Source organism: Agrococcus sp. HG114, from assembly GCF_024723325.1.
Taxonomy (GTDB): domain Bacteria; phylum Actinomycetota; class Actinomycetes; order Actinomycetales; family Microbacteriaceae; genus Agrococcus.
Genome location: NZ_JANQCH010000077.1, coordinates 1 through 10,674 on the forward strand (window position 1 = coordinate 1; position 10,674 = coordinate 10,674).

Genomic DNA, 10,674 nt, shown 5'->3' on the forward strand with positions numbered 1-10,674 from the left:
GGCCGAGAGGGCCGCGGCGGTGGTGCGGACGCGCGAGTCGATCATGCCGCGAGGGTACTGCGGGAGCCTGTGGGGGCCCGGTCCGCCGGTGGGGGATAGCCCCCGCCACGCGTAGGCCCAACCGCATCCTCGAGCGCGACGGCGCGGCCTAGCGTGGAGCCATGCAACGCTTCGGCACCCTCCTCGCGACGATCGCGCACCTCGTCGTGCTCGGCTCGATCGGCCTCCCCATCCTCGGTGCGATCGTCACCCTCGCCGCGGTCGGGACGGGGCTCCTGATCGTGGTGATCGGCGTGCTGCTCATCGCGCTCGCGCTGCTCGGGATGTTCGGCGTCGCCTGGTTCGAGCGCGAGCGGGTCGCCGCGCTCTACGGCGCGCCGATCCCTCGCGCGGTGCTCCGCGGCTCGCACCGCACCGACTGGCTGCGGCCCTGGCACCGCCTCGTCCGCATCGCGGCCGACGGCCACCACTGGCGCGCGATCCTGAGCTTCGCGCTCGCGAGCCTGTTCGGGGCGTTCGCGCTCATGCTCCTGCCCCTCGTGGGCCTCGGCATCCCGCTCGCGCTCGCGGTGCTCGGCGACGCGGAGCGCGTGCGCATCCCGCTCACCTCGATCGCGGTGCCGGTCGAGTGGTCGCCGCTGCTGGGCCTCCTCGCCCTCGCCGCCGGCATCGCCGGCACCGTCGGGCTCGCGATCGCCCACCGCAACGTCACGCTCGGCCTGCTCGTCCCCGACGAGCGCGAGCAGCTCGAGGCGCAGGCGCGCCAGGAGCGCGAGCGGCGCGAGGGCGTCGCCCAGGCCGCCGACTACGACCGGACGCGCATCGAGCGCGACCTCCACGACGGCGTGCAGCCGCGCCTCGTGTCCATCGCGATGCAGCTCGGCATGGCCCGCGACCGCATCGAGAGCGACCCCGAGGGCGCGAAGCGGCTCATCGACGAGGCGCACGCGTCGTCGAAGAACGCCGTGACCGAGCTGCGCCAGGTCGCGCGCGGCATCCACGTGGCCGTGCTCGACGACCGGGGCCTCGACGCCGCGGTGTCGGCGCTCGCGGCGCGCAGCGCCATCCCCGTCGAGGTCGACGCCCGGCTCGACCGCCGCTGCTCGCGCGAGAGCGAGACCGCCGTGTACTTCGCGATCGCCGAGGGCATCACGAACGCGCAGAAGCACGCGCGGGCCAGCCGCATCCGCGTCGCCATCCGCACCCGCGAGCAGTCCCTGTGGGCGCGCGTCGAGGACGACGGCGTCGGCGGCGCGGTGCGCCAGCCCGGCGGCGGCATCGACGGCCTCGCGAGCCGCGTCGCCGGCGTCGGCGGCACCCTGACCCTCTCCAGCCCCGCCGGGGGCCCGACCGCGATCGAGGTGGACGTCCCGTGCGCATCCTGATCTGCGAGGACTCCGTCCTCCTCCGCGAGGGCATCGCGCGGCTGCTCACCGACGCCGGCCACGACGTCGTCGCGCAGCTGCCCGACGCCACGGCCCTCGAGGCCGCGGTGCAGTGCACCGACCCCGACCTCGCCATCCTCGACGTGCGGATGCCGCCGACGCGCACGAACGAGGGCATCCTCGCCGCGATCGGGATCCGCAGCCGCGGCGACCGCCCGCGGGTGCTCGTGCTGTCGCAGTACGTCGAGGAGCGCTACGCGGCCGACCTCATCGCGAGCGGCCCCGCGGGCTTCGGCTACCTGCTGAAGGACCGGGTCGCCGACATCGGCGACTTCCTGCGGGCGATCGAGCAGGTCGCCGCGGGCGGCACGGTGCTCGACCCGGAGGTCGTCAGCCAGCTGCTCGCGCGCCGCCGGCGCGACACCCGCATGGAGCGGCTCACGCCCCGCGAGCGCCAGGTGCTCGCCCTCATGGCCGAGGGGTCGTCGAACCAGGCGATCGCCGACCGCCTCTACATCTCCGCGGGCAGTGTCGAGAAGCACATCTCCGCGGTCTTCCAGAAGCTCGAGCTCGAGCCGGACGACGGCAACCGTCGCGTGCTCGCCGTGCTCGCCCACCTCGACGCGCCGCGCACCGACCCGCGCAGCGCACCCGACGCGACCGGAGGCATCCGATGACCACCCCCACCCCCATCCGCGCGGCCGGCCGCGCGATCAGCATCGTGCTCGTCGTGCTCGGCGCGATCGCGGGCGTGTTCGCGATCGGCGGCGGCGTCGTCGACGGCGTCGCCGCGCACGGCGCGACCGACCAGACGTGGAGCGCGGACGCCGACGGCGCCCGCGAGCTGCGGGTGACGAGCTCCGCGGCCGACTTCGACGTCGTCTTCGCGGACGTCGACGAGGCGACGCTCGTGGCGTCGTCGACCGGCGGCCCCGTGCAGCAGTGGCGCCTCGAGCGCTCGGGCGACGCCCTCGTCGTCGAGACCGGCTGGCGCTGGGACGGCTTCGGCGCCGGCATCTTCCGCTTCGGCGACCGCGGCTTCGGCGACGAGCAGGTCACGCTCACGCTGCCGGAGGCGCTCGAGCGCAGCGGGCTCGCCCTCGTCACCGACATCTCCGCCGGCAGCTTCGCCGCGAGCGCGGACTGGGGCCGCGCCGAGCTGCAGCTGAGCGCGGGCAGCGCCGACCTCGGCGGCACCGCCGACGAGCTCGACGTGCGCATCTCGGCCGGCGAGGCCCGACTCGCGGTCGACTCGCCCCGCGCCGTCGTGCTCGACGTGAGCGCCGGCCGCGTGGTGGGCGCGCTCACCGGCGACCAGCCCGACTCGATCGACGCGCAGGTGAGCGCGGGCGCGATCGAGCTCGCCATCCCCGACGGCGAGTACGCGGTGACCGAGGACGTGTCGGCCGGCAGCGCCGAGATCGACGTGACCGACGACCGTCGCGCGGCGTCGACCATCGCGGTCGAGGTGAGCGCGGGGAGCGTGACGCTGCGGGGCGAGTCGCGGTAGGATCGCCCCACACGCATCGATCCGGCCATCACCGGGGAGCGGTCGGGAGAACGGCGGAGCGCACCGAGAGGGGCGCAGGCGCTCAGTAGATCCGGACGGGGCAGGCCCGTGACAGCCGCGGGCACGGCGACGGGCCCAGGGCCGCAAGGCGACGAGCGGCCGATCCCCGTAGGGCGGATCGGCAAGCGGGGTGGTACCGCGCGAGAGCGTCCCCGCATCCGAGAGCACACAGGATGCAGGAGACCAGCGTGAACGACCAGCCCCGCTACCCGCTCGCGAGCGGCGCCGACCAGGGCGCCGACGTCGTGGCGAGCCCCGACCTGCCCGCGCTCGAGCGCGGCATCCTCGCCTTCTGGAAGGGCGACGACACCTTCCGGGCGTCGGTCGAGCAGCGCGAGGGCTGCCCCGAGTGGGTCTTCTACGACGGCCCGCCGTTCGCGAACGGCCTGCCGCACTACGGCCACCTCCTCACCGGCTACGCGAAGGACGTCTTCCCGCGCTTCCACACCATGCGCGGCAAGCAGGTGCCGCGCGTGTTCGGCTGGGACACCCACGGCCTGCCCGCCGAGCTCGAGGCCATGAAGCAGCTCGGCATCACCGAGAAGTCGGAGATCGAGGCGATGGGCGTCGACGTCTTCAACGCGAAGGCGCGCGAGTCGGTGCTGCAGTACGTCGACGAGTGGGAGGACTACGTCACCCGCCAGGCGCGCTGGGTCGACTTCGAGGGCGGCTACAAGACGCTCGACCTCTCCTACATGGAGAGCGTCATCTGGGCCTTCAAGACCCTGCACGACAAGGGCCTCGCCTACGAGGGCTACCGCGTGCTGCCGTACTGCTGGCGCGACGAGACGCCGCTGTCGAACCACGAGCTCCGCATGGACGACGACGTCTACCAGGAGCGCCAGGACACGACGCTCACGGTCACGTTCCCGCTGCGCGGCGAGGCGGCGGATGCGGCGGGCCTGTCGGGCGTGTCGGCGCTCGCGTGGACGACGACGCCGTGGACCCTCCCGACGAACCTCGCGCTCGCGGTCGGCCCCGAGGTCGAGTACTCGGTCGTGCCCGCCGGCCCGAGCGGCACGAGCGCGGGCGAGGGCCCGTTCCTGCTCGCCACCGCGACGGTGCCCGGCTACTTCAAGGACCTCGGCTACGACTCCGCCGAGGAGGCGCTCGCCGCCGTCGAGCGCACGCTCCCGGGCGCCGAGCTCGCGGGGCTCGAGTACGAGCCGCTGTTCGACTTCTACACCGACGCGGCCGTGTGGGGCACCGAGCGCGCCTTCCGCGTGCTCGCCGACGACTACGTCGCGACCGGCGAGGGCACGGGCATCGTGCACCAGGCGCCCGCGTACGGCGAGGACGACCAGCGCGTCGCGACCGCCGCGGGCATCCCCACCATCCTGTCGGTCGACGACGGCGGCCGGTTCCTCGAGAGCGTCCCGCCGGTCGCGGGCCAGCAGGTGTTCGAGGCGAACAAGCCGCTCTCGAAGCTGCTGAAGGACGCCGGCCGCGTGCTGCGCCAGGCCTCGTACGTGCACTCGTACCCGCACTGCTGGCGCTGCCGCAACCCGCTCATCTACAAGGCGGTCTCGAGCTGGTTCGTGCGCGTGACCGAGTTCAAGGACGACCTGCTCGCCGCGAACGAGCAGATCACGTGGGTGCCCGAGAACGTGAAGCACGGCCAGTTCGGCAAGTGGCTCGAGGGCGCGCGCGACTGGTCGATCAGCCGCAACCGCTACTGGGGCAGCCCCATCCCGGTCTGGAAGAGCGACGACCCGAACCACCCGCGCGTCGACGTGTACGGCTCGCTCGACGAGCTCGAGCGCGACTTCGGCGTGCGCCCGACCGACCTGCACCGGCCGGCGATCGACGAGCTCACGCGCCCGAACCCCGACGACCCGACCGGCCGCTCGACGATGCGGCGCATCCCCGACGTGCTCGACGTGTGGTTCGACTCCGGCTCGATGCCGTTCGCGCAGTTCCACTACCCGTTCGAGAACGAGGAGTGGTTCGCCGAGCACAGCCCCGCCGACTACATCGTCGAGTACATCGGGCAGACGCGCGGCTGGTTCTACGTCATGCACGTGCTCTCGGTCGCGCTCTTCGGGCGGCCGGCGTTCGAGAACGTCATCAGCCACGGCATCATCCTCGGCGACGACGGCTTCAAGGCGTCGAAGTCGCGCCGCAACTACCCCGACGTGAACGAGTCGTTCGACGCGTACGGGTCGGATGCGGTGCGCTGGAACCTGCTGCAGGGCTCGATCCTCCGCGGCGGCAACTTCGTCGTCTCGGAGGAGGGCATCCGCGAGGCGCTGCGCCAGTTCCACCTGCCGCTGTGGTCGACGTGGTACTTCTTCGCGACCTACGCGAACCGCGCCGCCGATGGCGCGCCGTACCTCGCGCAGCGGTCCACCGCATCCGCCGACGTGCTCGACCGCTACATCCTCGCGAAGCTGCGGAAGACGGTCGAGACGGCGACGGATGCGCTCGAGCGGCTCGACGCCACGGGTGCGACCTGGGCGGTGCGGGAGTTCCTCGACGTGCTCACGAACTGGTACGTGCGCCGCTCGCGTGACCGCTTCTGGGAGGGCGTGGCCGCCGACGGCTCGGGATCCGAGGCGTTCGACACGCTCTGGACGGTGCTCGAGACGCTCACGCGCATCGCCGCGCCGCTCTCGCCGCTCGTGACGGAGGAGGTCTGGAAGGGGCTCACGGGCGGCCGCTCGGTGCACCTCACCGACTGGCCCGACGCCGCGGAGCTGCCCGCCGACGAGGAGCTCGTGCGGCAGATGGATGCCGTGCGCGCGATCGCGAGCGTCGGGAACGCGCTGCGGAAGCACGCGCGGAAGCGCGTGCGGCTGCCGCTGCCGAGCCTCACGGTCGTCGGCGACGTCGACGTGGCGCCGTTCCGCGCGGTGCTGCAGGACGAGCTCAACGTCCGCCAGGTCGTGCTCGAGGCGGCGGACGAGGGCTCGCTCGAGCGCTACGGCATCTCGCGCCGCCTGCAGGTCAACGCGCGCGCCGCCGGGCCGCGGCTCGGGAAGGACGTGCAGCGCGCGATCCAGGCCGCGCGCGCGGGCGACTGGTCGGTCGACGGCGACGCCGTGACCGCCGGCGGCATCGCGCTCGAGCCGGGCGAGTTCGAGCTCGCGCTCGAGGTCGCCGACGAGACCGCGGCGGTCGGCTTCCTGCCGGGCGGCGGGTTCGTCGTGCTCGACACCGCGACGACGCCCGAGCTCGAGGCCGAGGGGCTCGCGCGCGACGTCGTGCGGGCGGTGCAGCAGGCGCGCAAGGAGGCGGGGCTCGACGTGTCGGACCGCATCCGCCTGCAGCTCGGCTCCGACGAGCACGGCGTGCGGGCGCTCGAGGCGAACCGGGAGCTCGTGATGGCCGAGACGCTCGCGGTCGAGCTCGCGCTCGACCGCGTCGACGACACGATGGGCGAGCTCGCCGACGCGCGCTCCGCGCACCGCGTGGGCGACGGCTCGCCGCTCGCGATCGCGATCGAGCGGGTCGACGCCGGCCGCGTGGAGGTGGGCGCGTGAGCGAGCACGACGAGGTCGACGACCGCATCCTCGAGTCGCTCGAGCACCGCGAGGCGGCACAGGCCGCGTACGAGGCGCTGCTCGCGCGCGCGGGGGAGCAGGCCGTCGAGCCGCGCATCGCGGCGACCCGGCGCGCCGTCGAGCTGCTCGGCGACCCGCAGCGCTCGTACCGCGTGATCCACATCACCGGCACGAACGGCAAGGGCTCGACCGCCCGCATCGCCGATGCCCTGCTGCGCGCGCACGGGCTGCGCACGGGCCTCTTGACGAGCCCGCACCTCGAGCGCGTCAACGAGCGCATCATGATCGACGGCGAGCCCGTCTCCGACGAGGCGTTCGCCGCCGGCTACGACGACGTCGCGCCGGTGCTCGAGCTCGTCGACGCCGAGCTCGAGGCGGCGGGGGAGCGCCGGCTCACGTTCTTCGAGGCGTTCACGGTGCTCGCGCTCTCGGTGCTCGCGGATGCGCCGGTGGACGTCGCGGTGCTCGAGGTCGGCATGGGCGGCACGTGGGACTCGACGAACGTCGCCGACGGCGACGTCGCGGTCATCACGCCGATCGCGCTCGACCACACCAACCGGCTCGGCTCGACCGTCGAGGCGATCGCGCGCGAGAAGGCGGGCATCATCAAGCCCGACGCGATCGTCGTCTCCGCCGCGCAGGAGCCGTCGGCGCTCGCGGTGCTCGAGGCGCGCTCGGCTGAGGTCGGCGCGCGCCTGCTCGTCGAGGGGCGCGACTTCGCCCTCGCGTCGCAGGCCGTCGCCGTCGGCGGGCAGCTCATCACCGTGCGCGGCCTCGCGGCCGAGTACATCGATCAGCTCGTCCCGCTCATGGGCGCGCACCAGGGCGCGAACGCGGCGCTCGCGCTCGTCGCCGTCGAGGCGTTCCTCGGCGGCGGCTCGCACGCGATGACCGCCGAGGTGCTCGCCGACGGCCTCGCCGCGGCGACCTCGCCCGGCCGCCTCGACGCCGTGGGCGCGCATCCGCTCGTCATCCTCGACGCCGCCCACAACCCGCACGGCGCGGCGGCGCTCAAGGCGGCGCTCGGCGAGTTCTTCGGCCTCGAGCGCGTGACGCTCGTGCTCGGGGTGCTCGCCGGCAAGGACGCTCGGGGCGTGCTCGCAGAGCTCGAGCCCGTGATCGACGAGGCGATCATCACCCAGTCGACGTCGGAGCGCGCGCTCGACGCCGACGCGCTCGCCGCGGACGCGGTCGCGGTGCTCGGCGCCGATCGGGTCGTCGTGGAGCCCGACCTCGAGACCGCGGTCGAGACCGCGCGCGAGGCGGCGACGGACCGCGGCGGCGCGGTCGTCGTGACCGGCTCGATCACGCTGCTCGGCGACGTGCTCGGCCACGCGCGCGAGGCCGGCTGGCTCGTGCGCGCCGACGCGCGCCGGCAGGCGGCGACGATCGAGGTCACCGACGAGGAGGAGCAGCGATGAGCGAGCAGGCGACGCCGCGGAGGCCCCGGCCCGCGCGCGGCGCGATGGAGGCGCTCCTGCGCATCGTCCACGGCCTCGAGGTCGCGGGGCTCGTGTTCGGCGGGCTCGCCGCGTGGGGCGTGACGCGCGACTGGCCCGCGCCCGTCGCGTTCACGATCGTCGGCGTGCTGCTGATCGCCACCATGCCGCTCCTGGCGCGCCCCTGGGGCTGGGTCGTGAGCCTCGGGCTCCAGGCCGCGGTCGCCGCGCTCGCGGTGTTCGAGCCGCTGTGGGGCTTCGTCGCGCTCGTGCTCGTCGGGCTGTGGGTCTTCTGCTTCGTCAAGGCGCGCGGCATCGAGCGGCAGCGGCGCGCCGCAGGGCTCGACCCGCGCGGCGCCCCCGGCGCCCCCTAGCCCCGGCGCCGGGCGCGGAGGGGCGGCGAGCGGCTCGATAGGCTGGCACGCATGCAGAGCACCCTCGTCCTCATCAAGCCCGACGGCGTCCAGCGGCAGCTGACCGGAGCGATCCTCGCCCGCATCGAGGCCAAGGGGTACCGCATCGCCGACCTGCGGCTCGTGCAGCCCGACCGCGACCGGCTCGAGCAGCACTACGACGAGCACCGCGGGAAGCCCTTCTTCGAGCCGCTCGTCGAGTTCATGCTCTCGGGCCCGTCGGTCGCGATCCGCCTCGAGGGCGACCGCGTGATCGAGGGCTTCCGCTCGCTCGCCGGCACGACCGACCCGACGGCCGCCGCGCCCGGCACGATCCGCGGCGACCTCGGCCGCGACTGGGGGCTCAAGGTGCAGCAGAACCTCGTGCACGGCTCCGACTCCGAGGAGTCGGCCGCGCGCGAGCTCGCGCTCTGGTTCGACTGACGGAGGGCCCCCGCGCCCGCTCCTAGAAGGAGAACAGGAAGCGGGGGATGCCCGGCAGCTGCACCATGATCGTCACGACGACGATCACCGCGAGCGCGAGCGAGAGCACCCAGCCCCACGACGAGAAGCGCGCGGCGGTGCGGCGCAGGCCCGCCGGCGCCGGCAGCGCCCCCGCGCCGAACGCCCAGGTCCACAGCGGGAACGCCATCGCGTACATCGCCATCCACACGAGGAAGCACCACGGGCACACGAAGCCCAGCACGAAGATCGACTGCTGCGCGAGCCACAGCACGAGCACGAGCCCGCCGAGCACGCCGATCGAGAAGACCGTCCACACCCACCGCGGCATCGCGACGCGACCGAGCGTCAGCGCCCCCATGATGATCGGAGCCGGGAACGCCATGAGCCCGATGAAGGGGTTCGGGAAGCCGAAGATCCTGCCCTGCTCCGACTCCATCGCGCCCGAGCACGTCAGGAACGGGTTGAGGTCGCAGCCGAGCGACTCCTGCGGGTTCAGCAGCAGCTCGACGCGCTCGACCGAGAGCGAGAAGGCGCCCAGCAGGCCCGCGAGCCCCGTGACGATGAGCAGCACGCCGAGCCAGACGGGCGCGGCGATGTGGGCTGGACGAGAATCAGACATGGTGCCTCCTGCACAGCATCCTCTCAGGCTGGGGGAGCGATGAGCTTCGATGCCGCGACACTCACAGCATTCACCTTGGGAGCGGTCGTCATCGTGCTGCTCCCCGGCGCCAACAGCCTCTACGTCGCGACGATGGCGCTGCGCGGCGGCAGGGGGCCCGGGTTCCGCGCGATGCTCGGCGTCTTCCTCGGCGACGCGATCCTCATGGTGCTCGCCGTGCTCTCGGCGCAGGCGCTCTCGGCGAACCCCGTCGTGTACACGGTGCTCATGTGGGCGGGCGCGCTCTACCTCGGCTGGCTCGCGCTCGGCCTCGTCCGCAGCGCCATCGCCCGAGTGCGGGCCAAGCTGCGTCGCGCGCCCGAGCCTCAGCCGACCGAGAGCCCCATCAGCCCCCCGACCGCACCCAACCCGATCATCGCCCAGCCCCGGCTGCGCCCGTTCCGCACCGCGCTCGTGACGAGCCTGCTGAACCCCAAGGCGATCCTGTTCCTCGCCTCGTTCTTCCTGCAGTTCATCGATCCCGCGTCCCCGACGCCGCTCGGCGACGTGCTCGTGCTCATGCTCATCCTCGAGGGGCTCTCGGGCCTCTACCTCACGACGCTCGTGCTCGTCGGCGCCCGCATCGGCCGCCGCGTGCACCCGCACGGGTGGCTCGCGATCATCGGCACGCTCGTCGCCGCACTGGGATTCATCGTGCTCGCGGTGCGGGTCGTGCTGCCGTGACGGGTCGCCGCAGCGGCCGCCCGGAGCGCGTAGGGTAGACTTCCCGCAGCGTCCGACGGGCGCTCGCACAGGTTTTCCGGGCGGCACCGCCGACCCGGGCAGCTCCCGCGAGGGAGCGGCAGGAAGGATTTCGCGCCGGGGCGCGCCCCGGATGCGACAGAGATTGCGACCGGCGGCGCCGGTTGCGGCAGGAGCGCGCCAGCGATGGTGGACAACGACACGACCCTCCCCGAAGAGCCGACGACGGCTCCCGAGCAGCCGGAGGCCGCAGAGGCCGCGAGCGGCGGCGAGACGCCTAGCGGCGAGCAGCCGACCGAGAAGCCCAAGCGCAAGCGCGCCACGACCCGCCGGAAGGCAGCCGCAGCAGCGCCGGCGGCGACGGCGGATGCCGCGGCCGACCAGGCGCACGAGGCGGCCCCGGCCGCCGGGACGCCAGTCGAGGCGGCCCCGGCCGATGCTGCACCCGGCGACGCGCACGAGCCCGCTGCCGCAGAGCAGGAGCCGGGCCACGAGCCGGGCCTCGCCGACCCGGGCGCGACCGCGGCCGGCGACGCGACGCGCGCCGACGCATCCGCCGC

At 73.9% G+C, this 10,674-nt stretch carries 9 protein-coding genes and 1 pseudogene; 9 read left to right on the top strand and 1 reads right to left on the bottom strand.

Annotation, left to right across the window (positions count from 1 at the left end; genetic code table 11):
* Positions 1-161: 161 nt before the first annotated feature.
* The 7 genes from NWP09_RS08620 to ndk all read left to right on the top strand — a co-directional run bounded on the left by NWP09_RS08620 (position 162) and on the right by ndk (position 8,733).
* Positions 162-1,385, top strand: coding sequence for a sensor histidine kinase (locus tag NWP09_RS08620; protein ID WP_258275112.1), 1,224 nt, complete (start codon positions 162-164; stop codon positions 1,383-1,385).
* The gene (locus NWP09_RS08625; RefSeq protein ID WP_258275113.1) at positions 1,373-2,062 is read left to right on the top strand and encodes a response regulator transcription factor; all 690 of its coding nucleotides are present in this window, start codon (positions 1,373-1,375) and stop codon (positions 2,060-2,062) included. The genes NWP09_RS08620 and NWP09_RS08625 overlap by 13 nt, the downstream gene beginning before the upstream one ends.
* The gene (locus tag NWP09_RS08630) at positions 2,059-2,895 is read left to right on the top strand and encodes a hypothetical protein (RefSeq protein ID WP_258275114.1); all 837 of its coding nucleotides are present in this window, start codon (positions 2,059-2,061) and stop codon (positions 2,893-2,895) included. The genes NWP09_RS08625 and NWP09_RS08630 overlap by 4 nt, the downstream gene beginning before the upstream one ends.
* 248 nt (positions 2,896-3,143) lie before the next feature.
* Positions 3,144-6,437 (top strand): isoleucine--tRNA ligase, encoded by a 3,294-nt coding sequence (ileS, locus tag NWP09_RS08635; RefSeq protein WP_258275115.1) that lies wholly within the window; start codon positions 3,144-3,146, stop codon positions 6,435-6,437.
* Positions 6,434-7,879, top strand: a complete 1,446-nt coding sequence (locus NWP09_RS08640; RefSeq protein ID WP_258275116.1) for a folylpolyglutamate synthase/dihydrofolate synthase family protein — start codon at positions 6,434-6,436, stop codon at positions 7,877-7,879. Before ileS ends, NWP09_RS08640 begins: the two co-directional genes overlap by 4 nt.
* Entirely contained in the window at positions 7,876-8,271 is a 396-nt protein-coding gene (locus NWP09_RS08645; RefSeq protein ID WP_258275117.1) for a DUF4233 domain-containing protein, read from the top strand. The genes NWP09_RS08640 and NWP09_RS08645 overlap by 4 nt, the downstream gene beginning before the upstream one ends.
* Before the next feature lie 51 nt (positions 8,272-8,322).
* Entirely contained in the window at positions 8,323-8,733 is a 411-nt protein-coding gene (ndk, locus tag NWP09_RS08650; RefSeq protein WP_258275118.1) for a nucleoside-diphosphate kinase, read from the top strand.
* Positions 8,734-8,755: 22 nt separating this feature from the next.
* Here ndk and NWP09_RS08655 read toward each other — a convergent pair whose 3' ends face one another.
* On the bottom strand, positions 8,756-9,373 hold the full coding sequence (locus NWP09_RS08655; protein WP_258275119.1) for a vitamin K epoxide reductase family protein: 618 nt from the start codon (positions 9,371-9,373) through the stop codon (positions 8,756-8,758).
* A 39-nt stretch (positions 9,374-9,412) separates the two neighbouring features.
* Here NWP09_RS08655 and leuE point away from each other — a divergent pair, with 39 nt between their 5' ends.
* Both leuE and NWP09_RS08665 read left to right on the top strand, forming a co-directional pair.
* A complete protein-coding gene (leuE, locus tag NWP09_RS08660) occupies positions 9,413-10,096 on the top strand; it encodes a leucine efflux protein LeuE (RefSeq protein WP_258275120.1) in 684 nt (227 codons plus the stop codon).
* 204 nt (positions 10,097-10,300) lie between these two features.
* A pseudogene (locus NWP09_RS08665) lies at positions 10,301-10,674 on the top strand (hypothetical protein); the annotation flags it as partial.

Excerpts from the sequence above, each read along its gene's own strand:
- NWP09_RS08620 (WP_258275112.1), top strand. The coding sequence starts at position 162 with ATGCAACGCTTCGGCACCCTCCTCGCGACGATCGCGCACCTCGTCGTG.
- NWP09_RS08630 (WP_258275114.1), top strand. The coding sequence starts at position 2,059 with ATGACCACCCCCACCCCCATCCGCGCGGCCGGCCGCGCGATCAGCATC.
- NWP09_RS08645 (WP_258275117.1), top strand. The coding sequence starts at position 7,876 with ATGAGCGAGCAGGCGACGCCGCGGAGGCCCCGGCCCGCGCGCGGCGCG.
- ndk (WP_258275118.1), top strand. The coding sequence starts at position 8,323 with ATGCAGAGCACCCTCGTCCTCATCAAGCCCGACGGCGTCCAGCGGCAG.
- NWP09_RS08655 (WP_258275119.1), bottom strand. The coding sequence starts at position 9,373 with ATGTCTGATTCTCGTCCAGCCCACATCGCCGCGCCCGTCTGGCTCGGC.
- leuE (WP_258275120.1), top strand. The coding sequence starts at position 9,413 with ATGAGCTTCGATGCCGCGACACTCACAGCATTCACCTTGGGAGCGGTC.